27 protein-coding genes are annotated in these 24,986 nt (G+C 68.1%); 12 read left to right on the top strand and 15 right to left on the bottom strand.

The window, feature by feature from the left end; translation table 11 throughout:
- Position 1: 1 nt before the first annotated feature.
- Together dnaG and UUA_RS18855 are read right to left on the bottom strand one after the other, a co-directional pair.
- Positions 2 to 1,792 (bottom strand): DNA primase, encoded by a 1,791-nt coding sequence (gene dnaG, locus UUA_RS10605; RefSeq protein ID WP_008436658.1) that lies wholly within the window; start codon positions 1,790 to 1,792, stop codon positions 2 to 4.
- A gap of 124 nt (positions 1,793 to 1,916) precedes the next feature.
- Entirely contained in the window at positions 1,917 to 2,087 is a 171-nt protein-coding gene (locus tag UUA_RS18855; protein WP_008436657.1) for a DUF1328 domain-containing protein, read from the bottom strand.
- A gap of 148 nt (positions 2,088 to 2,235) precedes the next feature.
- Here UUA_RS18855 and UUA_RS10595 point away from each other — a divergent pair, with 148 nt between their 5' ends.
- Complete coding sequence (locus UUA_RS10595; RefSeq protein ID WP_008436654.1) at positions 2,236 to 2,550, top strand: hypothetical protein; 315 nt, start codon at positions 2,236 to 2,238, stop codon at positions 2,548 to 2,550.
- Here UUA_RS10595 and UUA_RS10590 read toward each other — a convergent pair.
- Complete coding sequence (locus UUA_RS10590; protein WP_008436648.1) at positions 2,528 to 2,974, bottom strand: GatB/YqeY domain-containing protein; 447 nt, start codon at positions 2,972 to 2,974, stop codon at positions 2,528 to 2,530. The two genes, UUA_RS10595 and UUA_RS10590, sit on opposite strands and share 23 nt — an antisense overlap.
- A gap of 189 nt (positions 2,975 to 3,163) precedes the next feature.
- Positions 3,164 to 3,379 carry a 30S ribosomal protein S21 gene (rpsU, locus tag UUA_RS10585; protein ID WP_007081639.1) on the bottom strand — a complete coding sequence of 72 codons (216 nt, stop codon included), beginning with the start codon at positions 3,377 to 3,379 and terminating at the stop codon, positions 3,164 to 3,166.
- Between the two features lie 68 nt (positions 3,380 to 3,447).
- Here rpsU and tsaD point away from each other — a divergent pair, with 68 nt between their 5' ends.
- Positions 3,448 to 4,509: a tRNA (adenosine(37)-N6)-threonylcarbamoyltransferase complex transferase subunit TsaD gene (tsaD, locus tag UUA_RS10580; RefSeq protein WP_008436647.1), complete on the top strand. Its 1,062-nt coding sequence runs from the start codon at positions 3,448 to 3,450 to the stop codon at positions 4,507 to 4,509.
- Between the two features lie 7 nt (positions 4,510 to 4,516).
- Here the strand turns inward: tsaD and UUA_RS10575 are convergent, their stop codons facing one another.
- The 3 genes from UUA_RS10575 to UUA_RS10565 are packed head-to-tail and all read right to left on the bottom strand — an operon-like array spanning position 4,517 to position 7,018.
- Positions 4,517 to 5,236: a pseudouridine synthase gene (locus UUA_RS10575; protein ID WP_008436646.1), complete on the bottom strand. Its 720-nt coding sequence runs from the start codon at positions 5,234 to 5,236 to the stop codon at positions 4,517 to 4,519.
- Positions 5,237 to 5,273: 37 nt separating this feature from the next.
- Entirely contained in the window at positions 5,274 to 6,056 is a 783-nt protein-coding gene (locus UUA_RS10570) for an ABC transporter permease (protein WP_008436645.1), read from the bottom strand.
- A complete protein-coding gene (locus tag UUA_RS10565; RefSeq protein ID WP_008436644.1) occupies positions 6,053 to 7,018 on the bottom strand; it encodes an ABC transporter ATP-binding protein in 966 nt (321 codons plus the stop codon). Before UUA_RS10565 ends, UUA_RS10570 begins: the two co-directional genes overlap by 4 nt.
- Positions 7,019 to 7,112: 94 nt before the next feature.
- Here UUA_RS10565 and UUA_RS10560 point away from each other — a divergent pair, with 94 nt between their 5' ends.
- Together UUA_RS10560 and UUA_RS10555 are read left to right on the top strand one after the other, a co-directional pair.
- The gene (locus tag UUA_RS10560) at positions 7,113 to 7,874 is read left to right on the top strand and encodes a ferredoxin--NADP reductase (RefSeq protein WP_008436643.1); all 762 of its coding nucleotides are present in this window, start codon (positions 7,113 to 7,115) and stop codon (positions 7,872 to 7,874) included.
- Positions 7,875 to 8,275: 401 nt separating this feature from the next.
- Positions 8,276 to 8,719: a spore coat protein U domain-containing protein gene (locus UUA_RS10555; protein WP_008436642.1), complete on the top strand. Its 444-nt coding sequence runs from the start codon at positions 8,276 to 8,278 to the stop codon at positions 8,717 to 8,719.
- Positions 8,720 to 8,749: 30 nt separating this feature from the next.
- Here the strand turns inward: UUA_RS10555 and UUA_RS10550 are convergent, their stop codons facing one another.
- From UUA_RS10550 to UUA_RS10535, 4 genes are read right to left on the bottom strand one after another with little or no spacing between them, the layout of a single operon-like run.
- Positions 8,750 to 9,784 carry a Csu type fimbrial protein gene (locus UUA_RS10550; protein ID WP_008436641.1) on the bottom strand — a complete coding sequence of 345 codons (1,035 nt, stop codon included), beginning with the start codon at positions 9,782 to 9,784 and terminating at the stop codon, positions 8,750 to 8,752.
- Positions 9,781 to 12,189 (bottom strand): fimbria/pilus outer membrane usher protein, encoded by a 2,409-nt coding sequence (locus tag UUA_RS10545; protein ID WP_008436640.1) that lies wholly within the window; start codon positions 12,187 to 12,189, stop codon positions 9,781 to 9,783. The genes UUA_RS10550 and UUA_RS10545 overlap by 4 nt, the downstream gene beginning before the upstream one ends.
- Complete coding sequence (locus UUA_RS10540; protein ID WP_008436639.1) at positions 12,140 to 12,883, bottom strand: fimbrial biogenesis chaperone; 744 nt, start codon at positions 12,881 to 12,883, stop codon at positions 12,140 to 12,142. Before UUA_RS10540 ends, UUA_RS10545 begins: the two co-directional genes overlap by 50 nt.
- 4 nt (positions 12,884 to 12,887) lie before the next feature.
- Entirely contained in the window at positions 12,888 to 13,412 is a 525-nt protein-coding gene (locus UUA_RS10535) for a Csu type fimbrial protein (protein ID WP_007514014.1), read from the bottom strand.
- A 402-nt stretch (positions 13,413 to 13,814) separates the two neighbouring features.
- On the opposite strand from UUA_RS10535, the gene UUA_RS10530 reads away from it, so the two are divergent.
- From UUA_RS10530 to UUA_RS10505, 6 genes are read left to right on the top strand one after another with little or no spacing between them, the layout of a single operon-like run.
- Positions 13,815 to 14,435 (top strand): hypothetical protein, encoded by a 621-nt coding sequence (locus tag UUA_RS10530; protein ID WP_008436638.1) that lies wholly within the window; start codon positions 13,815 to 13,817, stop codon positions 14,433 to 14,435.
- Positions 14,436 to 14,467: 32 nt separating this feature from the next.
- On the top strand, positions 14,468 to 14,872 hold the full coding sequence (locus UUA_RS10525; RefSeq protein ID WP_008436637.1) for a hypothetical protein: 405 nt from the start codon (positions 14,468 to 14,470) through the stop codon (positions 14,870 to 14,872).
- Complete coding sequence (locus tag UUA_RS10520) at positions 14,865 to 15,065, top strand: helix-turn-helix transcriptional regulator (protein ID WP_193385131.1); 201 nt, start codon at positions 14,865 to 14,867, stop codon at positions 15,063 to 15,065. Before UUA_RS10525 ends, UUA_RS10520 begins: the two co-directional genes overlap by 8 nt.
- 2 nt (positions 15,066 to 15,067) lie before the next feature.
- Complete coding sequence (locus UUA_RS10515; RefSeq protein ID WP_008436631.1) at positions 15,068 to 16,648, top strand: alpha/beta hydrolase; 1,581 nt, start codon at positions 15,068 to 15,070, stop codon at positions 16,646 to 16,648.
- Between the two features lie 11 nt (positions 16,649 to 16,659).
- Complete coding sequence (locus tag UUA_RS10510) at positions 16,660 to 17,394, top strand: ABC transporter ATP-binding protein (RefSeq protein ID WP_008436630.1); 735 nt, start codon at positions 16,660 to 16,662, stop codon at positions 17,392 to 17,394.
- Entirely contained in the window at positions 17,391 to 18,596 is a 1,206-nt protein-coding gene (locus UUA_RS10505) for an ABC transporter permease (protein ID WP_008436629.1), read from the top strand. Before UUA_RS10510 ends, UUA_RS10505 begins: the two co-directional genes overlap by 4 nt.
- A gap of 59 nt (positions 18,597 to 18,655) precedes the next feature.
- Here the strand turns inward: UUA_RS10505 and UUA_RS10500 are convergent, their stop codons facing one another.
- Positions 18,656 to 19,153: a hypothetical protein gene (locus UUA_RS10500; protein WP_008436628.1), complete on the bottom strand. Its 498-nt coding sequence runs from the start codon at positions 19,151 to 19,153 to the stop codon at positions 18,656 to 18,658.
- Positions 19,154 to 19,298: 145 nt separating this feature from the next.
- Here UUA_RS10500 and UUA_RS10495 point away from each other — a divergent pair, with 145 nt between their 5' ends.
- On the top strand, positions 19,299 to 21,032 hold the full coding sequence (locus UUA_RS10495) for a winged helix-turn-helix domain-containing protein (protein WP_008436627.1): 1,734 nt from the start codon (positions 19,299 to 19,301) through the stop codon (positions 21,030 to 21,032).
- A 3-nt stretch (positions 21,033 to 21,035) separates the two neighbouring features.
- On the opposite strand, the gene UUA_RS10490 is transcribed toward UUA_RS10495, so the two are convergent.
- The 3 genes from UUA_RS10490 to UUA_RS10480 all read right to left on the bottom strand — a co-directional run bounded on the left by UUA_RS10490 (position 21,036) and on the right by UUA_RS10480 (position 23,486).
- Positions 21,036 to 21,362 carry an EF-hand domain-containing protein gene (locus UUA_RS10490; protein ID WP_008436626.1) on the bottom strand — a complete coding sequence of 109 codons (327 nt, stop codon included), beginning with the start codon at positions 21,360 to 21,362 and terminating at the stop codon, positions 21,036 to 21,038.
- Between the two features lie 2 nt (positions 21,363 to 21,364).
- Positions 21,365 to 21,967: a GTP cyclohydrolase I FolE gene (gene folE / locus UUA_RS10485; protein WP_008436625.1), complete on the bottom strand. Its 603-nt coding sequence runs from the start codon at positions 21,965 to 21,967 to the stop codon at positions 21,365 to 21,367.
- Between the two features lie 76 nt (positions 21,968 to 22,043).
- Complete coding sequence (locus UUA_RS10480) at positions 22,044 to 23,486, bottom strand: DNA recombination protein RmuC (protein WP_008436624.1); 1,443 nt, start codon at positions 23,484 to 23,486, stop codon at positions 22,044 to 22,046.
- Between the two features lie 123 nt (positions 23,487 to 23,609).
- On the opposite strand from UUA_RS10480, the gene UUA_RS10475 reads away from it, so the two are divergent.
- The gene (locus UUA_RS10475) at positions 23,610 to 24,803 is read left to right on the top strand and encodes an NAD(P)/FAD-dependent oxidoreductase (protein ID WP_008436623.1); all 1,194 of its coding nucleotides are present in this window, start codon (positions 23,610 to 23,612) and stop codon (positions 24,801 to 24,803) included.
- Positions 24,804 to 24,986: the final 183 nt, after the last annotated feature.

Below are 24,986 nucleotides of genomic sequence, written 5' to 3'. Positions count from 1 at the left end.
GTCAGACCGGGGCCACCGGCGGGCGCACGCGGGCGGCCAGCAGCTCGCGCAGTTCGGCCTTCTCGGCGGGGTCCAGCGTACTCTCCCGGCTCTTCGCGGTAAGCGCGTCGCGACGCTGGGTCGCAGCCTGGTCTTCCATCCGCGCCAGCGCGTCGAAGAATTCGCTGCGCTGCGCCTCAGGCTCGCCCACCGCCAAAGCCGCCATCAGCTTCTGCAGCGAAGGGTATTCCGCCCGCTCGGCGAAATGCTCCACCAGCATCGCGGAGTTGATGCCGGGGCGCGCACGGGCCAGGTCGAGCAGCTCGGCCAGCAACTCCACGCCGGGCTTGTCCAGGCGCAGGAAGCGGTAGGGCCGCTCCACCTGGTCGGCCATGCCCGGCTGCGCCAGCAGCAGCGAGATCGCGCTGCGCACCAGGCTGCGCTGCACCGCGGTGGGCCGCTGCATGGCGCGGTGCGTGGCGGGGTCGGCCTGCAGTACCGCGCGGGCGCCGCTGCGCTTCTCCAGCTCCTGCGCCATCAGGTCGCGGAAGGCGCCGTCGGGCAGCTTCGCGATCAGCGGGCGGGCGCGCTCGGCGAGGCGGGCGCGGCCGTCGAGGCTGGCCATGTCGACGTCGCGCGCCAGCTCGTTGAAAAAATAATCCGACAGCGGCATCGCTTCCCGGATGCGCCGTTCGAAACCCTCCCTGCCTTCCTTGCGCACCAGCGTGTCCGGGTCCTCGCCGTCGGGCAGGAACAGGAAGTACGCCTGGCGCCCGTCGCGCAGCCGCGGCAGCGCCGATTCCAGCGCCTTCCACGCCGCGGCGCGACCGGCACGGTCGCCGTCGAAGCAGAACACCACGTCGGGCGCGGCACGGAACAGCACCTCGGTGTGCTCGGGCGTGGTCGCCGTGCCCAGCGTGGCCACCGCGATCGGCAGGCCGGCCTGGTGCAGCGCGATCACGTCCATGTAGCCCTCCACCACCACGATGCGCTCGAGCTTGGGATTGGCCTGCTTCACCTGCCACAGCGCGAACAGCTCGCGGCCCTTGTGGAACAGCGGGGTCTCGGGGGAGTTCAGGTATTTCGGGGAGCTTTTTTCAGGAGTGCGGGCAGGGATGCCCGCTTCTTGATCTTCGCGCGCAGGAGGCGCGCTGGAAATGATGCGGCCGCCGAAGGCGATGACGCGGCCACGGCGGTCGAGGATCGGAAACATCAGCCGTTCACGGAAACGGTCGTACTTGCTGCCGCGCTCGTTCGAGGCAACCATGCCCGCCTCGTTGAGCAGTTCCATCCGCCGCGGCGTGTTGCCCAGCGCCTTGATCACGCCGTCGTAGCCGGCCGGCGCCCAGCCGAGGCGGAAGCGCTTGATCGTCTCCCCGTCCAGGCCGCGCTTCCTGCAATAGGCCTGCGCCTCGGCACTGCGCGGCAGCTCGCCCTGATACCAGGCCGCGGCGGCGTCGAGCAGGGCGTAGAGGTCGGTCTTGTCCTCGCGCGGGCGTTCGTCGCGGCCGCCTTCGCGCGGCACGGTCAGGCCCACCGACTGCGCCAGCTCCTCGACGGCGTCGGGGAACTCCAGCCGCTCGTAGTCCATCAGGAACTTCACCGCGCTGCCGTGCGCGCCGCAGCCGAAGCAGTGGAAGAACTGCTTGGCCGGACTCACGTAGAACGACGGCGTGCGCTCGTTGTGGAACGGGCAGCAGGCAGTCCACTCGCGCCCGGCCTTCTTCAGCGGCACGCGCCGCTCGATCACGTCGACGATGTCGACGCGGGCGAGCAGTTCGTCGATGAAGCTGTCGGGGATCAGGCCGCGCATAGACCGCCTAGTCTAGTCGGTCGTCGCCGGCGGGGCTTGGGGCGGCTGGGGCGAAATGTCGCAGGGAGGGCGACGGGCCGCCATGTCCGGGCGGTTCCCGTCGCACCACTGAACCGAAGCGCGGCTAGAGCAGCTTGACCACGCCGATCACCGCCAGCACGGCCAGCAGGAACAGGATCAGGAAGCACGCGAACAGCACCTTGGCGATGGTGGCGGTGGCGCCGGAGAGGCTACCGAAGCCGAGCCAGCCGGTGACCAGCGATACGATGGCGAAGATGATGGCCCACTTCAGCATGCGCTTCTCCCGTGGTGGTGGCGCCCGCGGCGTAGCGCGGCCGCGAGTCGTCACGGTTGTAGCGGAGGGCGCGTGAACGCGATGCATGGCGGCTTGCCCGTGCGCCGGCGGCGCGGCAAGCTTCCTGGCCCGCCCGGAGTGACCAACCATGCTGATCAATGCGGTGATGATGCTCAGGCAGCGCGCGATCGTGCGCGCGTTCGAGCGGGCGGCCGCGACCACGGCGGCGACCGCCCGCACGGCGGATCAGCTGGGGCTGCAGCCGGGCATGGCCTGGCATCGGCTGGCGAGCCTGGCGGTGCTGCGTTGCCCGGGCGAGGGTCGCTGGTTCCTCGACGTGGCGAACTGGCAGCGGCTGCGCCGGCGCCGCCATCGCATTGCGCTGGCCGTGGTCGCCGGCGTGCTGGTGCTGCTGGGCCTGCTGCTGGTGGCCGGCACGCTCAGCCGGCCAGGCGCGCCTTGATCCGCCCCGAGACCACGCCCATGTCGGCGCGGCCGGCGGCCTTTTCCTTCACCGCGGCCACCACCTTGCCCATGTCGCGCGGCGAGCTGGCGCCGGTGGCGGCGATGGCCTCGGTGATCAGCGCGTCGATCTCCTCATCGCCGAGCTTGGCCGGCAGGTAGCCCTCGATCACCACCATCTCGGCGCGCTCGACATCGGCCAGGTCCTCGCGGCCCGCGGCGGCATATTGGCTGACCGAGTCCTTGCGCTGCTTCAGCATCTTCTCCAGCACGGTCAGCACCTGCGCGTCGTCCAGCTCGATCCGCTCGTCCACCTCGCGCTGCTTGATCGCCGCCAGCATCAGCCGGATCACCCCCAGCCGGTGCTTGTCGCCGCCGCGCATGGCGGTCTTCATGTCTTCGGTGATCTGCTGCTTGAGCGTCATGGGCGGGGCCTCGGAAGGTGGATGAACAATTCTACGGAAACGACAAGGCCGGCGTTGTCCTGGGGACAACACCGGCCGAGGTCGAATCCGGAGTGCTTGCGGTGGCTGCGACTGGCCGCGCCAACCGTGTTTCCTGCATGCGCCGCGTGAAGACGCGGGCGGCTCGCCACTGGGCGAGCGGGCGGAAACTCAGTACAGGCGGACCTTGCGCGAGACGTCGCGCGACAGGCGGCGCAGGTGGCGCTTCACCGCGGCGGCGCGCTTGCGCTTGCGCTCCTGGGTCGGCTTTTCGTAGAACTCACGCTTGCGCGTTTCGGCGAGGACGCCGGCCTTTTCGCAGGTACGCTTGAAACGACGCAGTGCGATCTCGAACGGCTCGTTCTCGCGAACTTTTACGTTGGGCATGGAAACTCCGAGTGGTAATCTGCCCGCTGGTACGGGACTGTCAAATAGGGCGAGCCGCGAATTATACCGTGGATATCACAGAATTTTCAAAGCCGGCGAACAAGCCGGTGCTGGGCATCGAAACCTCCTGCGACGAGACCGGGGTGGCGCTGCTGCGCTGGGAGCCGGCGGCGCCGGGCCGCGGCCTGCTGGCGCACACCCTGTACAGCCAGATCAAGCTGCATGCCGATTACGGCGGCGTGGTGCCGGAACTGGCCAGCCGCGACCACGTGCGCAAGCTGCTGCCACTGATCCGCGAGGCGCTGGCCCAGGCCGGGCTGACCGTGCACGACCTGGGCGGGGTGGCCTATACCGCCGGTCCCGGCCTGGTCGGCGCCTTGCTGGTCGGTGCTTCCGCCGGGCGTGCGCTGGCCTGGGCGCTGGGCGTGCCGGCGATCGGGGTGCACCACATGGAAGGCCACCTGCTGGCGCCGCTGCTCGAGGCGGAACCGCCGGAGCCGCCGTTCGTGGCCCTGCTGGTTTCCGGCGGCCACTCGATGCTGGTCGAGGTCAAGGCGATCGGCCGCTACACGATCCTGGGCGACACCCTGGACGATGCCGCCGGCGAGGCGTTCGACAAGACCGCCAAGCTGATGGGGCTGCCCTACCCCGGCGGCCCGGCGCTGGCGAAGCTGGCCGCGCAGGGTATGGGCGGCGCGTTCCGCTTCTCCCGCCCGATGACCGACCGGCCGGGGCTGGATTTCAGCTTCTCCGGCCTGAAGACCCAGGTGCTGCTGGCCTGGCAGAAGTCGGACCAGGGCGAGCAGACCCGCGCCGACATCGCGCGCGCGTTCGAGGAGGCGATCATCGATACGCTGGTCATCAAGTGCCGCCGGGCGCTGGCGGCCAGCGGCACGCAGCGGCTGGTGATCGCAGGTGGCGTGGGCGCGAACCGCCACCTGCGCAGCGAGCTGGCCAAAGCCGGCGAAAAGGACGGTTTCCGGGTGTATTTCCCGCGGCTGGACTTCTGCACCGACAACGGCGCGATGATCGCGCTGGCCGGCGCGATCCGCCTGGCCAGCGGCCAGCGTCAGGACGAGACCGTGCAAGTGCGCCCGCGCTGGGATCTGCAGAGCCTGCCCGCCGCCTGACGCACGCTCACCACTGCGTGCGCCCGGGCAGCAGACCCTTCAACTCCGCCTCGGTGAGGTTGCGCCACTGGCCGACCTTCAGGTGCGCCAGTTTCACGTTGTCGATGCGCACGCGGCGCAGCTGGGTCACCCGGTAGCCGAACGCGGCAGCCATCAGGCGGATCTGCCGGTTCAGGCCCTGGGTCAGCACGATCGAGAAGCCGAACTTGGCGATGCGGCGGGTGCGGCAGGGTTTCGTCATCTGCCCGTGCACGCGCACGCCCTTCGCCATGCCGGCCAGGAATTCGTCGGTGACCGCCTTGTTCACGCCGACCAGGTATTCCTTCTCGTGGTGGTTCTCCGCGCGCAGGATCTCGTTGACGATGTCGCCGTTGCTGGTCAGCAGGATCAGCCCTTCGGAATCCTTGTCCAGCCGGCCGACCGGGAAGATCCGCTGCGGGTGGTCGACGAAGCCCACGATGTTGCCGGACACGCCCGGATCGGTGGTGCAGGTGATCCCGACCGGCTTGTTCAGCGCGATGTAGACGGCCTTCTTCGCCGCCGGCGTGGCGGCCAGCATGCGCGCCTTGACGATCTCGCCGTCCACGCGCACCTCGTCGCCGTCCAGCGCCTTGGCACCGGTGGTGACTACCGCGCCGTTGATGCTGACGCGCCCGGCCAGCAGCAGCTCGTCCGCCTCGCGGCGCGAGCACAGGCCGGTTTCGCTGATGTATTTGTTGACGCGCATTTCCACCCTCGATGCAGGGTGCGCTCCTGCAGCTTTTTCAGGAGCGCAGCCCCACGCCGCGCTTGAGCAGCTGCAGCGCGAACACGGTAAGCGCCGCCACGAAGCCGAGCATCACCACGAAGGCCCAGCCCACGTGCACGTCGCTGATGCCGAGCACGCCGTAGCGGAACGCGTTGACCATGTACAGGATCGGGTTGGCGCGCGAGATCGCCTGCCACGGTTCGCCCAGCATCGTGACGGAATAGAACACGCCGCCGAGGTAGGTCAGCGGGGTGAGGATGAAGGTGGGCACCAGCGCGATGTCGTCGAACTTCTTCGCGTACACCGCGTTGACGAAGCCGGCCAGCGAAAAGATGGTGGCGCCCAGCAGCACCGAGGCGAACGTGATCAGCGGGTGCACCACGTGCAGGTCGGTGAAGAACAGCGCGATGACCAGCACCAGTACGCCGACGACCAGGCCGCGCACCACCGCACCGGCCACGTAGCCGGTGAGGATCACCCAGTTCGGCATCGGCGACACCAGCATTTCTTCCACCGCGCGGCTGAACTTGGCGCCGAAGAACGAGCTGGAGATGTTGCCGTAGCTGTTGGTGATGATGCTCATCATCACCAGTCCCGGCACGATGTACTGCATGTAGCTGAAACCGCCCTGGATGGTGCCGATGCGGCTGCCGATCAGCTTGCCGAAGATCACGAAGTACAGCGTCATGGTGATCGCCGGCGGGATCAGCGTCTGCGTCCAGATGCGCATGATGCGCACGATCTCCCTGCGCACCAGGGTGTTGAGGGCGACCAGGTTGGCGGCGGCGTTGCTGCTCATGCGGCGCGCTCCCGGCCCGGTTCGTGCCGGCCGTTCTCCACCAGCCGCACGAACAGCTCCTCCAGCCGGTTGGTCTTGTTGCGCATCGAGGTCACGGCGATGCCGTGCACGGACAGCGTCGCGAACAGCGAATTGAGGTCGTGCGAGCGGGCCATCTCGGCCTCCAGCGTGTGTTCGTCGCGGCGGCGCAGGGTGACGTTGGGAATGCTCGGCAGCTCGGCCGGGATGGTGGTCACGTCCAGCACGAAGGTTTCCACGTCCAGCGTCGCCAGCAGGCGCTTCATGCTGGTGTTCTCGATGATCGTGCCGTGGTCGATGATCGCGATGTTGCGGCACAACGACTCGGCTTCCTCCAGGTAATGCGTGGTCAGGATCACCGTGGTGCCGGCCGCGTTGATGGCGCTGACGAACTGCCACATCGAGCGGCGGATCTCGATGTCGACGCCGGCGGTGGGCTCGTCGAGGATCAGCAGCCTGGGTTCGTTCATCATCGCGCGGGCGATCATCAGCCGCCGCTTCATGCCGCCGGACAGCGTACGTGCCTGCATCTGCGCCTTGTCCCACAGGCGCAGCTCCTTCAGGTATTTCTCCGCGCGCTCGGCGGCGATCTTGCGCGGGATGCCGTAGAAGCCCGCCTCGTTCACGCAGATGTCGAACGGCTTCTCGAACTGGTTGAAGTTGATCTCCTGCGGCACCAGTCCGATCAGCTTCATCGCCTCGCTGCGCTGCCGGTTCACCGAAATGCCGAATACCCGTGCGTCGCCGGAAGTGGCGTTCACCAGCGAGGACAGGATGCCGATCAGGGTGGACTTGCCGGCACCGTTGGGGCCGAGCAGGGCGAAGAAGTCGCCAGGCTGCACGGTCAGGCTGATGCCCCTCAGCGCTTCGACGCCGTTGCCGTAGGTCTTGCGCAGGTTGTCGACGACAAGCGCCGGGGCCTTATCTTGAGACTGCGGGGACATGGGCTGCACCGAGGGGGTTAGCCCTTATTATAGCGGGCTACGTCCCGTCGTCCGGCCCTGCCGGACGGCACACACCGTTTCCGGAACCCGCCCCATGGCCGACCACTTCCAGCTCCGTCTCGTCGACAGCCGCATGCTCGCGCCCGCGGTGCGCCACATGGTGTTCGAGCGCGTCGACGGCCAGCCATTGGTGTTCCAGCCTGGGCAGTTCCTGCAGGTGCATTTCCACTACGACGACGGCACGGCAACCAAGCGCAGCTATTCGATCGCCACCACCGGCGACAGCAGCTCGCCGGGCGCGTCCGTGACCGTCGGGCGCATCGAGATCGCGGTGAGCTACGTCGACGGGGGCGCCGCCACCCAGCTGCTCGGCGAGCTGCCGGTCGGCGGGGTGATCGATGCCAGCGGCCCTTACGGCCGCTTCTGCCTGCAGGAGGCCGACACCCACCCGCGCTACCTGCTGCTGGCCACCGGCACCGGCGTCACCCCCTACCGCGCCATGCTGCTGCAGATCGAGAAGCTGCTGGCGCAGGGCGGCCGCGACGTGGTGCTGCTGTACGGCGCACGCAACGAGGGCGAGCTGCTCTACGGCGAGGAGTTCGAGGCGTTCGCCCGCACCCACCCCGGCTTCGCCTTCCATGCCTGTCTCAGCCGCGAGGCCCGCGTGCTGCCCCGCCCCACCGATCGCTACGGCTACGTGCAGAACGTGCTGGCCGAACTGGCCCCGCATGCCGACCGCGACATCGCCTACCTGTGCGGCAACCCCAACATGGTCGACGCCGCCTTCAACGTGCTGAAGGAATCCGGCCTGCCGGTGCCGCAGATCCGCCGCGAGAAGTACGTCTCCTCGCGTTGATAAAGCTCGCCGCTTTCGCGCCGATATGACGTCTGGCCCGACCCCACGCCATGGGGGTAGGCCGCCGGCGGTGTTTCCTGCGCGCGTCACCTCACGCGCAGATCACGCGGCGCAGGGTAAATCGACGATGCGACAGGTGGCTGCGGCGAAGTTCGGCCCCGACCCGCCATTAACGTGACCCACGTCACGTTTTCCGGCGTCGGCGGGCTCAAGCCGGTAAAGCTCGGGCGGAGCGCGCCGAAAGCCACTCAAGGAACCCCGTCATGGCCGGGGCACCTGGAGAGGTGAACGGAATGAAATGGTCAGTCGGTTTGTGGGCGGGGCGTCGCCGTTGCCGGGAAGCCATCCATCGCGCATTCGGTCGCGGCGGACGGGCTGGCGGGTCGAGAGCGCTGGTCCCGATGCTGCTTTCCACTTTTCTGGCAGCCATCGCCCTGGTCTCGTTTCCTTCCGTCGCCGGCCAGGCTACGGCCAGCTTCCGGATCTCGGTGACCGTGGTGGCCTCGTGCAGCGTGCAAACCCAGCCGCTGACCCTGGCGCCCTACACCACGGGCGGTGCGGCCACGGGCACGGCATCGCCCGGCTCCATTGATGTGACGTGTGCGCGGGGTACGCCCGCCGCCGTCTATCTCGAGGGCGACCGCACCATGCGCAGCCAGTCCGGCGTCCGCATGGCTTACGAACTGCGCGCGAACGGCAACCTCTGGCCGGCTGGCGAGGCGATCCATGTCAAGGGGCTTGGCCCCACGGCGATTCACCTGGCCGTTTCGGGCTCGGTGCCCGCTGGGCAGAAGGTCCCGACGGGCGATTACGAGGATACGGCGGTGGTACGCGTGGTCTATTGACGAGCGCGAATGAGATTTGCCGAGTATCCGTCAGTAGTAAACGTACACCGTGACAGCGTCGAAATAGTCGCCAGGCGTCGCAGAGCCTTGACCGGGCGGAATCTTGCCGCACACGGTAAACATCTGCGACGGCTGGGTGCCGGTTTGCGTATCGGTGCCGTCGGTATTACCCCACTCCGTACTGCAGTTTCCGCGGTACAGCTGGTACGGAACGTAGTCGCTGTGCGTGGGGCCACCGCGCATGCGTCGGGTGGTGCCATCCCAATTCTTGCCATTGTCCAGGCCGACGCGATAGCCGATCTCGCTCACGCAACTGACCGTAAGCGTGGTGGTGGCGGTTGCATTGCTGGGGTCACCGTCGAGTCCGCCGAAATCCAGGGGATTGGTGGCGACTTGGCAAGTCGGAACCAAGTTGGCCAATACCTGGAAACCGCTGATGGTGCCTCCACCCGAAGCGTTGTTGCAGCCAGTGTTCGCCGGTCCGGTGTCGAAGGCTACGTCGCTGTTGCCGTAAGTAGCGCTGTATGGGCCGGTCTTCTTTGTTGTCCAGCTGATGCCTTGGCTACTGTCGATGGCGGCGTAGATCGGTAGCGTGATGGGAGCTGATGTGCCATTGGCAGGCACTGCCACGGTGCCGATGTAAGGCGTGCCCCATTTGCTGGACGTGTTGCTGCCCCAAGTCTGGGTTTTGCCGGCATCTTTGTAGAGTTGATAATCGAGCGAGCCGTTTTTCGGTCCGCTCATGGATCGCTGACTGGAACCCCCGGGATTGCTGATACTTATGCACACGTCGATGTTTTGCGAAGCCGATGAGGCGTTCGTGCAGTAGTAGGTCAGGAAACCCGTGGTATTCAGGTTGACGTCGCTGTTCAAGTTCGAAAGGTAGGTAAGGCCGAGGGTCGGGTCGGCGTTGCCGAAATTGATGCTGGTCGTGATCGCAGTGCAAGTGATGTCGGGCACGCTGGCCAGCGTGGTGCGCAATGGCCTCATGCTGGCGGGAGCCAGCCACTGGCAGGCGACGAACAGCGCGCCCAACCACAGGTAGATATGGATGCGACGGTTCATGGCGCCCCCTTCTTGGTGCAGGTAAGCGGCCCGATCTGCGGGATGCCGTCACCCTGCCTGCGATAGTCGAATCCGGTGTTGCAGGTGCCGCCTTCGGGCAGGCTGACCTCCAGCACGTTGTGCCTGTCCAGCGTGTCCAGGTATACCGCGCCGTCGAAGCCGACCAGCGCCGGGTCGCCGGCCTGGCCGCGCAGGCGCACCTGGCTGCCCAGCGGCAGCGGCTTGCCCGCGTCGTCGCGCAGCAGCACCGAGGCCGCGCGCACCGGGGTGATGCCGAAGCTCACCAGGGTGCCGGCGCGGTCGACGGGCGTGGCGTTGGTGTCCACGTGGCCGATGCGCACGTCGGCCGGCAACTGCATCGGGTCGATGCTGAGTTTGTTGTTCTGGTACGCATTGAGCGGTGTCACCAGCAGCAGGCCTTGCCGGTCGGTATGGCCGACCAGATTGTTCTCCAGCTTCACCGGCACGTCGGGGATGCCATCGGTGGAGACCAGCGCGAAGCCGTTGTAGATGCTGCGCGCAGCGAACGCGTGGCCGCCCATCAGCACCAGCGCACCGTTGGCGCCGGCATAGGCGCTGCTGCTCCCGCCGAAATTCATGAGGCCGGCCTGCGCCTGACCGTAGCGGCCCAGGTAATCCAGTTCGGCCAGGCCGCCGTGGCTGCCGTCGCCCTGTTGCGTTTGCGCGCGCCAGCCGAACCCGCCGTCGGTGGGCAGCGAGCGGGAAATGCTGGCATCGAACAGGTTGCGGTTGCCTTGACGCTGCACGCCGGCGCTCATGTAGGTCCGCGCATCGAAGGTCAGGCTGAAGCTCAGGAACACGCTGCGGTCGCGCGACACGTCCAGGTTCTGGTTGAGGTTCAGGCTGATCGAGGCGCTGCGACCGAGCGACTTGTACCAGTAGCCGCTGGCGTAGCGGCTGGTCTGTTCCAGGTAGCGCAGGTGCACATAGCTGACGCCGAAGTTGCCGAAACCATCGGTGCTCATGCCGGCCTGCGCGCTGGCGCTCAACCGCGGCGACGGACTGCCGTACAGCGCGGCCACGTCGCGGTAGCCGCTGCTGCTGCGGGTACCCTGCACGCCGAAGTTGAAGCGGCTGTTGATCCACTGGTAGCCGAGACTCAGCTGCGAGCCGTCGAGCCCGCCATGCTGGCTGCGCGCCACCGAGCCGGACACGATGCCCGCATGGCCGAGCAGCCAATCGCCGCCGACACCGGCATTGGCCAAACCTTGCGTGACCTCGGCGTGGGCACTGGCGGTGAACTGGTCGGTGAGGCCGCGGCGCCAGCTGCCGCTGGCCATCGGGTCGCGGCCGTAGGAGAACGACCGCAGGCCGTAATCCTCGCGCACGAAGCCAAACCCGGCCGACCAATCGGTCAGCCCTCTCTGCAGCAGCTGCTGGGTGTTGTACAGCGAGAAGTCCACCGTGGAGACGCGGCCCAGCGCGTCGGTCAACACCAGCTGGGCATTGCCGGCGCCGCTGATGCCCGGTACCGCGTTGAGCTGGAACGGGCCGACCGGCACCTGGCCGCTGTACTGCTTCATGCCGTTGACGTAGAGCTCCACCTGCGAGGGCAGCGTGGCCTGACCGAGGAATTGCGGCAGCGGCGCGGTGACGCGGTAAGGCTGCAGCGCGAAGTTGGTGCCGATCTGCACGCCGCCGATGCGGGTCGGACGCGACCACGCGGTGGCGCCGGTCAGCGTGTCGCCCACATCCATGGTGAGCATCCGTTCTGGGAACGACATGCTCCAGGTCGTATCCAGGCGAACCGAGCGGCCATGCCAGTCGCCATTCGTACGGCTGGTCTGCGAAAGCCCGGTGCTGCTCAGCGTGCCGGGGCCTCCGAACACGCGCAGTTCCGTGTACGCGCTCGCGCTGGCGCTGCCCTGGGTGTCGCGCGTGGCGTAGATGTCGTAGTTGAGCAGCGCGCCGGGCGAGGCGTTGGCGTGGGGAACCGGGGCGCTCTGTGCGTTGAGCACGCTGGTGGACAGGTGCAACAGCTTTAGCGGCACGGTCAAGGTCGCGGACTGTTGTTCAGCGTCATAGCGCACCTGTACGCCCGGCAAGCTGTCCAGGCGGACGGGATCGGGGCTGTCCGTCGGCAGCATGAAACCCAGCTGCTGCAGCGTCGCCCGCGTGGCCCACAGCGTGCCGTCGCGGTAGCCGAGATGCACCAGCCCCCGCTCGGTGCCGTTGATGATCAGGTCGAGGTACAGATCGGTGGCGTCGATGGTGGCCATCGCACCGACCGGATCGGCCGCCAGGGCCGAGCCGTCCACGCTGTCGGGGCTGCGGACCGCGTCTGCCGCCGTCGCGCGCGTGGCGATGGCCAGCAGGCAGGGCAGCAGTAGCGACTCAGCGAGCGCGATCGGCCAGCGAGAGCGTTTGCGTGGCCTGCGCGCCATTGATCGCTGCCTCCAACGTGCCGTTTTCGGTGAAGACCGAAGCCGGCTGCTTGAGCGGCCAGCGCATGGTGGCGCCGGGAAGGACATAGCCCAGCAGGCCGCCGGCGATGGTCGTGCGCTTGCCCTTGTCACTTACGTAGATGAGTTCGGCCAGCTGCGCGTGGCCGGTGCCGGTGTTGGACACCATCAGTGTCATGTGGTCGCCATCACGCTGCAGCTGCCAGTGCAGGTTGACCGTTGCGGCCGCCTCGCCCTGAGGCTCCACGAACACCGGCACCGAATAATGCAACACGAACTGCAAGCCGCGCTTGCCCGGTGTGTGCACCGGCAGTTCATCGATGGCCAGACGATAGGCGGCTTCCACGGCGCCGTTGCCGGAGGGCGGCGCACCGATCCGGATCACCCGGATCAGCTGCCGGCCGCCCGGCTGAATACCAAGCATCGGTGGGCTGATCACCAGCTCCTGCGAGGGCGTCAGTTGGTCCGCACCATTGACCTGTGTCCAGCGATACACGCGCACCTGCGCGTGTATCTGGTCGGTGCCGGTATTGCTGAGCCACAGTCCGTCGGCATGCTGCGTGGGCTGCAAGGTCAGCGAAACCGGCGCAACCTGCAGACCACTGGCCCACGCGCCGGCACCGACCAAGGCCAGGCCGGCGCACAGCAGCAGCCTGCACAGCGGGCGATTGATCATCGACTCAGTAAGCCACGCTGACAGTGACGGTGTCGGTGTAGGTATCGGGCTGGACGTTCAGGTTGGTGCCCAGCACCTTGCCGTAAACGGTGTAGTTCTGCGCCGTGCCGTTGCCGACGACGAGGCCGTTGGTGGCGCTCAGCGTGTTGGCGCCGTTGCCCCAGGCGGTGGTGTCGCCGCTGTCCTGATACAGCGCGTAGGCGATGGTGTCGGTGTTGCCAACGATGCCGCCCTTCATGGAACCTGTGCCGTCAGCGCTGTTGGAAGTCGGCGTCAGGTCGACGCTGTAGGCGGTCTTCTTCGAGCAGGTGACGTTGATATTGCTGGCGGACGTGGTGAGGTCGCCGGTCGAGTTGGCGTCGGTGCTGCCGAAGTCCAGCGCGGCGCCCGTGGAGACGGTACAGGCCTTGTTGATCTTCAGCTTGACCTGGAAGGTGCTGGTGGCCGGATTGGTGGCGGCACCGGCGGGGAAGACAAAACCGCCCAGAGCGAATACGGCGGCGGCGAGCAGGGTTTTCTTGAACATCATGACGATTCTCTCCGGGTGGATTTGATGGACTGGCGCAGGGCCTTAAAGCAAACGGCATGCCAATATCGGCATGTAAACGGTTACGTCAGGCACCAGGCCGCTCGCGAGAAGGCGGAATTTGAGGCTGGGCAAGGATTCCGCGTGTTTTGTCAGTCTTCCCTGACAAAAATCGGCACCTCAAACTGCGAACTATGTCACTTATTCAATACGCAGTCATCATCCCGTTTTCACATTTCGCGACCGTTTGCGCATCGGCTGGGGCCGTCTTGTAAAGCGTCCTTGACATTTGCCGGGAAGGTTGTCTAACCTGCAATTGTCAAGCTCGCTTGACATGACAGCGGGGGATCGCCATGCGCGCAGGGGCGCCGGCGGTCATCTGGAATCACCGGTGAGGACGGCGGCATGGCGCGTTTTACCGAAGGGCGTTACCGGAGCCGGGTGGCGCTGGCGATGGTGCTGTATGTCGTGGTGCTGCTGCTGGCGTGGCCGCTCGTTCGCGGCGCCGCCAGCCTGCCGCTGCGGGTCGTGCTGGCACTGCTGCCGACGCTGCCGGTGTTCTACGTGATCTGGCAGATGGCGCAGCGGGTGCGGCACGGCGACGAGCTGGAGCAGCGCACGCACCTGATCGCGCTGGGGGCATCCACGGCCGTCGTGGGCGTGGCCAGCCTGGTCGGCGGCTTCCTGGCGGCGGCGGGTGTCGTGCCGCTGGATGGCTCGATCCTGCTCTGGGTATTTCCGCTCATGGTGGTCGGCTATCAAGTGGCGCGATGGTGGGTGGTGCGCCACTACGGCAACGAACCGACCTGCGCCGGCGACGATGCCGGCATGGCGCTGCGCTGGCGCCTGTTGCTGGTCGCCGGCCTGGTGGCCGTGGTGGGGTGGCTTGCCTGGCGCCGTCAGGACGCCTTCGACAGCGGGATGTTCGTGGGCATGGCGGCAGCGGCGGTGCTGGTCGTGCTGGTGCAAGGCGCCCTCCATTGGCGCCGCCGCCGCGCTGCTGGCGCGCGGTCCCGTGACGCCTGAGTCCTTGTTCGCCGCCACCACGTGAGCCTGCCATGCGTGCCGTCCATAAACGCTACCTGCGCGAATTCCTCCCGGCGATGCTGGCCTACGTGGTGTTGATCGTGTTGTCGGGCTTGCTGCTGCCGAAGACCGCCGGCCTGCCGTGGCGGGTGGCACTGGCGCTGCTGCCGCTGCTGCCGATCGTGCTGGCGATCCGCGCGATGGTGCGGGTGTTGCGCGATCAGGACGAGCTGGAGCGGCGCATCGACCTGGAATCGTTTGCGATAGCCGCCATGGCGACCGGGTTCGGCTTCTTCAGCTTCGGCCTGCTGCTGCTGGCGGATGTCGGTTGGCAGGTGCGCGGCGGGGCAGTGGCGATCTGGGTGATGCCGTGCCTGTTCGTGACGTTCGGCCTCGCCAAGCTGCTGGTCGTCTGGCGCTACCGCCGCCATGCATAACCGCATGCGCGAACTGCGCGGCGAGCACGGCTGGTCGCAGGCCGATCTGGCCGAGCAACTGGATGTGTCGCGGCAGACCGTCAACGCGATCGAGACCGGCAAGTACGACCCCAGCCTGCCGCTGGCGTTCAGGATCGCGAAATTGTTTGGACGTCCGATTGAATCGATTTTTGACCCAGGGAGCAGCAGGTGAGCATGAAACCCGGAGCACGCATCGGTGCGGCGTTCGCCATCGCGGTGGCGATCTTCGTGGCCAGCCAGAGCGCTCGGCATGGCGAACAGAACAAGGATCAGGCGCCGCCGGCAACCGCGAGCGCGGCTGCGCCGGCTGTCGCCGCGAAGGTGACGCCGGCCAGCCCGGCCACCTGGCAACTGGGTGCCGTCACCCTGGCGGCATGCGAACTGGTGCAGCCGAACAGCGGGCTCAGCACGGCGGCGTGGTGCGCCGAGTTCCCGGTGCCGGAGAACCGCGCCGATCCGCACAGCCGCACGATCAAGCTGAAGCTGGCGGTGCTGCGCTCGCGCGCGCAGGTGGCAAGCCCGGACATGCTGGCCTTTCTCGCCGGCGGCCCCGGCCAGGCGGCGACCGACTCGGCCGGCCTGGTGGCGTCGGTGCTCAAGCCGCTGCTGGCGCATCGCCACGTGCTGCTGCTGGACCAGCGCGGCACCGGCGGCTCGAATGCGCTGGACTGCAAGGGGTCCGCCGAGGCGACGACGCCCGCCGACGACAGCACGTTCGACGCCGGCAAGCTGCGCGCCGCCGCCGCCGAGTGCCTGAAGCAGCTGGCCGGTCACGCCGATCCGCGCTACTACACCACCACGGTCGCCGCGCAGGACCTGGAGGACGTGCGCCAGGCGCTCGGCGCGCCGCCGCTCGACCTGCTCGGCGTATCGTACGGCACGCGGATGGCGCAGCAGTACCTCAGGCGCTTCCCGGGCGCGGTGCGCAGCGTGGTGCTGGACAGCGCGGTGCCGAACGCGCTGGCGCTGGGCGAGGATTTCGCGCGCAACCTGGACGACGCACTGAAGGCGCAGTTCGCCCGCTGCACCGCCGAGCCGGCCTGCAAGAAGCACTTCGGCGATCCGGACCAGACCTTGTACCAGTTGCGCGATGCGCTGCGCGCCAACCCGCACCAGGTCAGCTTTCGCGACCCGCAGAGCTACCAGACGGTGAAGCGGATGCTGGACGAGGACTCGCTGGCCAGCGTCGTGCGCATGTTCGCCTACACGCCGGCCACCGCCGCCTTGCTGCCGCTGTCGATCGACGCGGCCGCCCGCGGCGACGTCGGCCCGCTGCTGGGCCAGGCCAAGCTGCTGTCCGGCGAGCTGTCCGAACTGATGGGCAGCGGCATGCAGTACTCGGTCATCTGCAGCGAGGATGCCGACCTGCTGACGACGCGCCCGCAGGACGCGCAGACCATCCTCGGCACGCGCATGGTCGATGCGCTGAAGGCGGTCTGCTCGGTGTGGCCCAAGGGCACGCGGCCGGCCGATTTCCATGCGCCGCTGAAGACCGACAAGCCGGTGCTGCTGCTGGCCGGCCAGTACGACCCGGTGACCCCGCCGCGCTATGCCGAGGCGGTGGCGAAAGGCCTGCCGAACGCGCGCGTGCTGACGCTCAAGGGCCAGGCGCACAGCGTGATGGCGGCCGGCTGCACGCCGCAGCTGATCCAGCGTTTCGTCGAGAAGCTCGACCCGAAGACGCTGGACGCGAGCTGCCTGGACCGGCTGCAGCCGACGCCGATCTTCATCGACTTCAACGGTTCGACCCCTTAAGGAGCGGCGCCATGATCGAGGTAAGGGATTTGCACAAGGCGTTCGGCTCGGTGAAAGCCGTCGACGGCGTCAGCTTCAGCGCCCGCGACGGCGAGATCACCGGCCTGCTCGGCCCCAACGGCGCCGGCAAGACCACCACGCTGCGCATGCTCTATACGCTGATGACGCCCGACCGCGGCCAGGTGCTGGTGGACGGCATCGACGCGGCCGTCGATCCGCTGGGCGTGCGCCGTCGGCTCGGCGTGCTGCCGGATGCGCGCGGCCTGTACAAGCGGCTCAGCGCGCGCGAGAACATCGACTACTTCGGCCGCCTGCACGGCCTGCCGGAGGAGCTGCTGGCGAGCCGGCGCGAGGCGCTGGTCAAGGCGCTGGAGATGGACGACATCGCCGACCGCCGCACCGAGGGCTTCTCGCAGGGCCAGCGGGTGAAGACCGCGATTGCCCGCGCGCTGGTGCACGACCCGCGCAACGTGATCCTCGACGAGCCGACCAACGGCCTCGACGTGATGGCCACCCGCGCGCTGCGCCAGTTCATGCGGCGGCTGAAGGACGAGGGCCGCTGCGTGCTGTTTTCCAGCCACATCATGCAGGAGGTCGCCGCGCTGTGCGACCGCATCGTGGTGATCGCGCACGGTCGCGTGGTGGCCGACGAATCGCCGGACGCGCTGCGCGCGCAGACCGGCGAATCCAACCTGGAGGATGCCTTCGTGAAAATCATCGGCAGCGAAGAGGGGCTGGCGGCATGAGCACGAACCCTTCGAAAGCCCGGCGCGGCGGCGCCTTCCTCACCGTGTTCCTGAAGGAAGTGACCGAGAACCTGCGCGACCGCCGCACCCTGATGAGTGCGTTCCTCACCGGCCCGCTGCTGGGGCCGCTGCTGTTCGTGATGCTGATCAACCTCACCCTGAACCGCGAACTGGACAAGGCCGAGAAGCCACTGCCGGTGCCGGTGATCGGCGCCGAGTACGCGCCGAACCTGCTCGACGCGCTGAAGGCCGGCGGCGTGGTGCCGGGCGCGCCGGTGGTCGACCCCGCCCGGGCCGTGCGCCAGCAGAACGCCGACGTGGTGCTGCGCATCGGCGCCGACTACGGCAAGGCCTGGCGCCGGGGCGAGCCGGTGCAGGTGGAGCTGTTCTACGACTCCTCGCAGCGCGAGGCGAACAGCTCGGTGGAGCGGGTCAGCCAGCTGGTCGAAAGCTACGCGCGCCAGCAGGGCGCGATGCGGCTGGTCGCGCGCGGCATGTCGCCGGGCACGGCCTGGCCGCTGCAGGTGGCCCGGCGCGACCAGGCCACGCCGCAGTCGCGCGCGGTACTGATGTTCGCGATGCTGCCGTACTTTTTCGTCATCACCATCTTCATGGGCGGCATGTACCTGGCGATCGACCTGACCGCCGGCGAGCGCGAGCGGCAGTCGCTGGAGCCGCTGTTCGCCAACCCGGTGCCGCGCTGGAAGATCCTGTGCGGCAAGCTGGCGGCGATCTGCGCGTTCTCCGTCGCCAGCCTGCTGATCACCCTGCTGGCGTTCGCCGTGGTGGGGCAGTTCATTCCGGCCGGCAAGATCGGCATGGAGCTGGATCTGGGCCTGCATTTCGCGACCTGCGTGCTGCTGCTGATGCTGCCACTGGTGCTGCTGCTGGCCGCGCTGCAGTCGATGGTGGCGGCGTTCGCCAAGAGCTACCGCGAGGCGCAGACCTACATCTCGCTGCTGATGCTGGTGCCGATCATTCCCAGCCTGCTGCTGTCGTTCATGCCGATCAAGGCACAGGCGTGGATGTACGCGGTGCCGCTCCTGGGCCAGAACCTCGGCATCATGCAGCTGCTGCGCGGCGACGGCGTCAGCGCCGCGCAGATCGGCCTGTGCCTGGCCGGCAGTCTGGCGGCGGCGCTGATCGCGCTGCTGGCGACCGCCCAGCTGTACCGTTCGGAGCGTCTGGCGATTTCCGCCTGAAATGCATGCGCTCCTCCCCCTGCGCCCAGGGGAGGAGCGCGACACGGGCCGCTGATCGATCAGCGGCGCACCGCGGTTTCGGTGGCGCAGCCGCTCTTCAGGAGATGGTGCGCCGGGTCGTAGATCGCGACCGTGGCGGTGCTGGTGAAGCTGTTGGCGTTGGTGCTCAGCGTGATGGTCCGCTTGACCTCCTGGATGCCGGCGTAGCTGCCGTCCGGGTTGAACCGGAAGAACTGGAATTCCGACGCGAATTTCTGCAGGCCGATGAAGCTCCAGACGCCGAAGCTCGGGTAACGCAGGGAGGGTGGCGTGTTGACGCCGACCTCGGACTCGCTGCCGTCTGCCGCGTACTGGTTCATTGCCGGGAACGTCGCGAAGGCGTGGCCGCTGACGCAGTTGCGCAGCGTCACGCTGACGTCCCACACGCCGGTCAGTCGCAGCGGGGTCGGCAGCCATGAGGCCGGCATGGTGGTGGCCGCGGCGGTGGTACCGATGCCGGCGATCGCCACGAGGGCGGCGGCAACCAGGAATGACGTTTTTTGATAGCGCATCTTCATGACATGGACCTCGCGGAGGGGGAGGGTAGGCGGCGCCCATGCGGGGCGTCGCCGTGCCGCGACTGTTGCGCCGGCGGTCGGCGAAGTCCTTAGAATCGGCCTGAAAATTCCTGAAAGTTGACGTGTTGCCCTCCGGGAGACAGGTGTGGCTCGTTACGCGTTCGGCGATTTCTGCCTGGATGACGCCACGCATGCGTTATCGCGCGACGGCACGCCGGTGGCATTGACGCCACGGGTCTTCGACACCTTGCTGCACCTGCTCGCGCGCAGCGGCGAACTGATCGACAAGGACGAGTTGATGCAGGCGGTATGGCCGTCGCGGGTGGTCGAGGAGAACAACCTCAACCAGGCGATCTCGGCCCTGCGCCGCGCGCTGGGTGAAACGCGCGGCGAACATCGTTACATCCTGACCGTGCCGGGGCGGGGTTACCGGTTCGTTGCGCCGGTGCGCGTGGCGTCGTCGACCGATCCGGCGTTGGCGGCGAAGCCGTTGCGCACGCTGGCGGTATTGCCGTTCCGGCTGCTGCAGCCGGTTGCGGACGAAGTACTGCAGACCGGCGTGGCCGATACCCTGATCACCCGCTTCAGCGGCCTTGGCGAACTGGTGGTGCGGCCCCTGTCGGCCGTGTACCGGTTCAGCGGAGCGCAGCGCGATCCGCTGGAGATCGGGCGCCGGCTCGGCGTGGACGCGGTGCTGGACGGGACGATCCAGCAGGCGGCGAGCCGCGTGCGGATCAGCCTGCGTCTGCTGAATGTCGCCGAAGGCCGGCAGCAATGGGCCGAGATCTTCGACACGCAGGCCCATGACCCGTTTGCCCTGCAGGACGCGGTGGCGGAGAAGGCGGCTGCCGCGCTGGCATTGCGGCTGACCTATGACGAGCGTATCCGGCTGACCCGGCGCTACACCGACGATCCCGACGCCTGGCGCTGTTACGCACGGGCGCGGTTCCTCGTCGAGCAGCGTTCGCCGTCGGGGCTGAAGCAGGCGATCGCCTGCTTCAGGCAGGCCCTGACGCTCGATCCGGGCTATGCGCTGCCCCATGCGGAGCTGTCCGACGTCTACACGCTCCAGGGTGTGATGGGTGCACGGCCGCCACACGAGGTGGGTCCACTGGCGCTCGAGGCGGCGTTGCACGCGCTGGCGATCGACGAGCGCCTGCCGGTGGCGCACTATGCGCTGGGCCACGCGCTGGTGCAGTACGAGCGCGACCGGCGCGGCGCCGAACTGGCCTACCGCCGTGCGCTGGAGCTGGATCCGAATTGCGCCAACGCCCGGCACCGCTACGCGATCCTGCTGATGACGTCGGCGCGGCCCGACGAAGCCTTCACGCAGATCCGGCGTGCGCGCGAACTCGACCCGACCTCGCTGCCGATGGACGTTACCGAGGGCTTTCTCTACTACTGGGATCGCCAGTACGCGCGGGCGATCGGGCACCTGCGCGACTCGATCGAACGCGAGCCGCATTACTGGATGGCGCATTACTGGCTGGCCCAGGTACTCGGGTCGTGTGGCGAACATGCCGCCGCCGCGACCAGCGCGCAGCGCGCGAACGAGCTGCTGGGCGACGGCGGTGCAGCGTGGCTGGTGGCCTGGGCCCACGCGGTGGCCGGCCGGCGCGACGAGGCGCTGGCGGAACTCGACGCATTGCTGCAGCGGTCACGGCATCGCTACGTGCCGCCTTGCGACATCGCCCAGGTCCACGCCGGCCTGGGCGATGCCGGACAGGTTTTCGCGTGGCTGGATCGTGCCGAGCGGGAGCACGCGCGCTATCTCGACGCGCTCGGGGTCAATCCGATCCTGGATGCCTTCCGTGCCGATCCGCGCATGGCGGACCTCTGTGCGCGTGTCGGGATCACGCCACCGGCTTCACCGCGATAAGGTTCAGCGCGGCGGCGCGGTCAGTTCGCGGGCGTCGAGGTAGCCGTCGTGGTCGCGGTCGAGCTGGTGGAACTGCCGGCGCAGGTTGTCCCGGTATTCCGTGAGCGTGATCGGCTGGCCGCGACCACCGGGCAATTCGTCGGTTTCGAGGATGCCGTCGCCGTTGCGGTCCATCGCCTGGAAACCGCGACCCATGTACGCCAGGTACTCGGCTTCGCTGACCCGGTCGTCGCCGTCGCGGTCGAACATCTGCAGGTACTCCGAACGCGTGTCCTGCGCCAGCGCGGTCGCCGCAGCCAGCAGCAGCGCCAGCGCCGCAGCCAGCCGCACGTTCAGCGGTGGCCGCCGTGGATGCCGATGAACTGCAGGAACTCGGCGCGGGTGCGTGCATCCTCGCGGAAGGTGCCGAGCATCTGGCTGGTCACCATCGATACCCCGCGCTTGTGCACACCGCGGGTAGTCATGCATTCGTGGCTGGCGTCGATCACCACCGCCACGCCGGCTGGCTGCAGGGTCTCCTGGATGCACTGGGCGATCTGCGCGGTGAGCGTCTCCTGCACCTGGAAGCGGCGCGCGAAGCCGTCCACCACGCGTGCCAGCTTGCTGATGCCGACCACCCGGTTGGTCGGCAGGTAGCCGACGTGGGCACGGCCAATGATCGGCGCCATGTGGTGCTCGCAGTGGCTCTCGAACTGGATGTCGCGCAGCACCACCATCTCGTCGTAGCCGTCTACCTCGCTGAAGGTGCGGCGCAGGTAGTCGGCCGGGTCGGATTCGTAGCCGGAGAACCAGTCGCGGTACGCCTTCACCACCCGCTTTGGGGTGTCCAGCAGGCCCTCGCGAGCGGGATCGTCGCCGGCCCAGCGCAGCAGCGTGCGCACCGCCTCCTCGGCCTGCTCCTGGCTGACATCGTTAGGGTTGCGCTGGTCGCTCATGGGGGGTCTCGGGTAGGCGGATAGGGCAGTTTAACGTCCGCGCCAAGCCGGCGCAGGTCCGGGTGCGACGGGGAAGTCAGGTCTCGGTGTCGTCGTCGCTGTCGTCCGGTGCGGGCACGTCGTCCAACAGTTGCCGGGTGACGTCGCCCGGCGCGGTTTCCACGCCGCGCAACCTGCGTTCGATGGCGCGGGTACGCACGCCGGTCGCGTCGATCTGGTTGCTGGCCTGGTCGAGATTCTTCTTGACCTTGTCCAGCACCGCGCCGAACTTGCCGAATTCGGTCTTGACCGCGCCCAGCAGCTGCCATACCTCGCTGCTGCGCTTTTCGATCGCCAGCGTGCGGAAGCCCGCCTTGAGGCTGGTCAGGATCGCCGCCAGCGTGGTCGGCCCGGCGACCGTGATGTGATGGTCGCGCTGCAGCGACTCGAACAGGCCCGGTCGCCGCAGCACTTCGGCGAACAGGCCCTCGGTGGGCAGGAACAGGATGGCGAAATCCACCGTGTGCGGGGGCACCACGTACTTGCTGCGGATGCGCTTGGCTTCCTCGCGCACGCGCCGTTCCAGCGCATTGGCGGCGTCCGCGGCGGCGACGGCGTTGGCGTTTTCCTGGGCGTCCTGCAGGCGCTGGTAATCCTCGAGCGGGAACTTGGCGTCGATCGGCAGCCACAGCGCAGCGCCATCGACGCCGTTGGGCATGTGGATGGCGTATTCGACCCGCGCGTCGACGTTGGGCACTACCGCCACGTTGGCGGCGTACTGGTCGGGCGCAAGCAGCTGTTCGAGCAGCGCGCCGAGCTGGGTTTCGCCCAGTACGCCGCGTGTCTTCACGTTGCCGAGCACGCGCTTGAGGTCGCCGACGCCGGTGGCCAGACTCTGCATCTCGCCCAGCCCACGCTGCACCGCTTCCAGTCGTTCGGACACCAGCTTGAAGGACTCGCCGAGGCGGGTTTCCAGCGTGGCGTGCAGCTTCTCGTCGACGGTAGCACGCATCTGTTCCAGCTTGGCCGCGTTGTCCTGCTGGATCGCGCCGAGCTTGGTCTCCAGCGTGGCGCGCACCTCGCCCATGCGTTTCTCGTTGTCGGCGGTGAGCGCGGCGAGACGTTGCTGCTGCTGTTCGCCGAAGTGGTTGAGCGCCAGCGTGGTTTCCGCGCGGCTTTTGCGCGCGTCCTCGGCGAGTTGCTGCGCCAGCGTCTGCAGGCCCTGGCTGGTGCCGTCGGTGAGCGCGGCGAGACGCTGGCCGAAGCCGTCGATGCGCTCGGCCTGCTGCCGCGACATGTCGCCGAGCTGCTCGCCCACGTGGCCGCGGAAGCGGTCGAAGCCCTGCTGCAGCTCTTCGCGCCCGGCGCGCTGCTCCTCGCGCAGGGTGCGTTCGACGCGGGCGCTGTCGTCCTTCAGGGCATCGAGTTTCGCGCCCAGGCCAGGGTCGCCGCGGCCGCGCAGCAGCAGCGCGACCTGCAACAGCAGTACCAGCGCGGCGAGGATGACCAGGATGATCAGCAGGGTTTCGGCGAGCGTCATGGAACGTTTTCCCGGGATGATGCATCCAGTGTACGTCGAGCCGTCTCGTCGGCTGCGCCTGATTCACGCCACCGCGATCGCGGTGGTGCATCATGGGCCGATCCGTCGGCCCGGGAGAAGCTCATGGAACACGTCCACGATTACCTGATCATCGGCGGCGGCATGGCCGCCGATGCGGCCGCCAAGGCGATCCGCGAGGTCGATCCCGCGGCGAACGTCGGCCTCGTCGGCGCCGAGGCGCAGCCGCCATACAAGCGACCGCCGCTGTCCAAGGCGCTGTGGAAGGGCGACAAGTCGGTGGCCGACATCGACCTGGCCACCGCGGCCAGCGGCGCTGTGTTGCATATGGGGCGGCGCATCGAGTTGCTGGACCGGGTGGCGCGCACGGCGCGCGACGACCACGGCGACAGCTACCGCTACCGCCGCCTGCTGCTGGCCACTGGCGCCACCCCGCGCCGGCTGCCGTTCGAGGGCGGCGAGCGGATCATCCATTTCCGCACGCTGGACGATTACCAGGCCTTGCGGCGCTACGCCAAGCCTGGCGCCTTCATCGCGGTGATCGGCGGCGGCTTCATCGGCTGCGAACTGGCCGCATCGCTGTGCGCCCTCGGCTGCAAGGTGAGCCTGCTGTTTCCCGGCGGGACGATCGGCGCGGGGCGCTACCCCGAGGGCCTGGCGCGCTATCTCGACGCGTACTACCGCGATCGCGGCGTGGACGTGCGCAGCGGCGTGCGCGTGGAGGGCAGCAACCCTACCGATGGTGGCGTCGAGCTGACGCTGTCCGACGGCAGCCTGCTGCGCGTGGAGGCGGCGGTGGCCGGCCTCGGCGTGACGCCGAACACCGCGCTGGCCGAACAGGCCGGGCTCGCCATCGACAACGGCATCGTGGTCGACGCGCAGCTGCGCAGCAGCGATGCGGACATCTGGGCCGCCGGCGACGTGGCCAATTTCCACAATCCGGCGTTGGGCCGGCGCCTGCGCGTGGAGCACGAGGACGCGGCGGTCAGCATGGGCCGCCATGCCGGCCGCGCGATGGCCGGCGTGGCCGGGGAATACACCGTATTGCCGTTCTTCTATTCGGACCTGTTCGACCTCGGCTACGAGGCGGTCGGCCTGCTCGACACGCGCCTTGAGGTGGTCGAGGACTGGCGTGAGCCGAACCGCGAGGGCGTGGTGTATTACCTGGACGGTGGCCGCGTGCGCGGCGTGCTGCTATGGAACACGTGGGACCAGGTGGGTGCCGCGCGCGAGTTGGTCGCGCAGGCCGGTCCATTCGATGCCGCTACGCTGCACGGGCGGTTGCCGCAAAAAACCTGACCCACACCACGTTGCTGTAGGAGCGCACCCTGTGCGCGATGTTCTTCGTCAGGTAGCGAAAGAGCATCGCGCGCAGGCGCGCTCCTACAAAAAAAACGGCGGTTTTGACCCACCCGCAGCCGCGTAGGGCGGACACGGGCCGCCGGCGTTGGTTTTCGCAGCCGCGTAGGTTGGGGTGAGCGC

Source organism: Rhodanobacter thiooxydans LCS2, from assembly GCF_000264375.1.
In the GTDB taxonomy this organism is placed as follows: domain Bacteria; phylum Pseudomonadota; class Gammaproteobacteria; order Xanthomonadales; family Rhodanobacteraceae; genus Rhodanobacter; species Rhodanobacter thiooxydans.
Note: the sequence above shows the minus strand (reverse complement) of the source record. Positions and strands in the feature narration are given on the sequence as shown.

Excerpts from the sequence above, each read along its gene's own strand:
- dnaG (WP_008436658.1), bottom strand. The coding sequence starts at position 1,792 with ATGCGCGGCCTGATCCCCGACAGCTTCATCGACGAACTGCTCGCCCGC.
- UUA_RS18855 (WP_008436657.1), bottom strand. The coding sequence starts at position 2,087 with ATGCTGAAGTGGGCCATCATCTTCGCCATCGTATCGCTGGTCACCGGC.
- UUA_RS10595 (WP_008436654.1), top strand. The coding sequence starts at position 2,236 with ATGCTGATCAATGCGGTGATGATGCTCAGGCAGCGCGCGATCGTGCGC.
- UUA_RS10590 (WP_008436648.1), bottom strand. The coding sequence starts at position 2,974 with ATGACGCTCAAGCAGCAGATCACCGAAGACATGAAGACCGCCATGCGC.
- rpsU (WP_007081639.1), bottom strand. The coding sequence starts at position 3,379 with ATGCCCAACGTAAAAGTTCGCGAGAACGAGCCGTTCGAGATCGCACTG.
- UUA_RS10575 (WP_008436646.1), bottom strand. The coding sequence starts at position 5,236 with ATGCGCGTCAACAAATACATCAGCGAAACCGGCCTGTGCTCGCGCCGC.
- UUA_RS10570 (WP_008436645.1), bottom strand. The coding sequence starts at position 6,056 with ATGAGCAGCAACGCCGCCGCCAACCTGGTCGCCCTCAACACCCTGGTG.
- UUA_RS10565 (WP_008436644.1), bottom strand. The coding sequence starts at position 7,018 with ATGTCCCCGCAGTCTCAAGATAAGGCCCCGGCGCTTGTCGTCGACAAC.
- UUA_RS10560 (WP_008436643.1), top strand. The coding sequence starts at position 7,113 with ATGGCCGACCACTTCCAGCTCCGTCTCGTCGACAGCCGCATGCTCGCG.
- UUA_RS10555 (WP_008436642.1), top strand. The coding sequence starts at position 8,276 with ATGCTGCTTTCCACTTTTCTGGCAGCCATCGCCCTGGTCTCGTTTCCT.
- UUA_RS10550 (WP_008436641.1), bottom strand. The coding sequence starts at position 9,784 with ATGAACCGTCGCATCCATATCTACCTGTGGTTGGGCGCGCTGTTCGTC.
- UUA_RS10545 (WP_008436640.1), bottom strand. The coding sequence starts at position 12,189 with ATGGCGCGCAGGCCACGCAAACGCTCTCGCTGGCCGATCGCGCTCGCT.
- UUA_RS10540 (WP_008436639.1), bottom strand. The coding sequence starts at position 12,883 with ATGATCAATCGCCCGCTGTGCAGGCTGCTGCTGTGCGCCGGCCTGGCC.
- UUA_RS10535 (WP_007514014.1), bottom strand. The coding sequence starts at position 13,412 with ATGATGTTCAAGAAAACCCTGCTCGCCGCCGCCGTATTCGCTCTGGGC.
- UUA_RS10530 (WP_008436638.1), top strand. The coding sequence starts at position 13,815 with ATGGCGCGTTTTACCGAAGGGCGTTACCGGAGCCGGGTGGCGCTGGCG.
- UUA_RS10525 (WP_008436637.1), top strand. The coding sequence starts at position 14,468 with ATGCGTGCCGTCCATAAACGCTACCTGCGCGAATTCCTCCCGGCGATG.
- UUA_RS10520 (WP_193385131.1), top strand. The coding sequence starts at position 14,865 with ATGCATAACCGCATGCGCGAACTGCGCGGCGAGCACGGCTGGTCGCAG.
- UUA_RS10515 (WP_008436631.1), top strand. The coding sequence starts at position 15,068 with ATGAAACCCGGAGCACGCATCGGTGCGGCGTTCGCCATCGCGGTGGCG.
- UUA_RS10510 (WP_008436630.1), top strand. The coding sequence starts at position 16,660 with ATGATCGAGGTAAGGGATTTGCACAAGGCGTTCGGCTCGGTGAAAGCC.
- UUA_RS10505 (WP_008436629.1), top strand. The coding sequence starts at position 17,391 with ATGAGCACGAACCCTTCGAAAGCCCGGCGCGGCGGCGCCTTCCTCACC.
- UUA_RS10500 (WP_008436628.1), bottom strand. The coding sequence starts at position 19,153 with ATGAAGATGCGCTATCAAAAAACGTCATTCCTGGTTGCCGCCGCCCTC.
- folE (WP_008436625.1), bottom strand. The coding sequence starts at position 21,967 with ATGAGCGACCAGCGCAACCCTAACGATGTCAGCCAGGAGCAGGCCGAG.
- UUA_RS10480 (WP_008436624.1), bottom strand. The coding sequence starts at position 23,486 with ATGACGCTCGCCGAAACCCTGCTGATCATCCTGGTCATCCTCGCCGCG.
- UUA_RS10475 (WP_008436623.1), top strand. The coding sequence starts at position 23,610 with ATGGAACACGTCCACGATTACCTGATCATCGGCGGCGGCATGGCCGCC.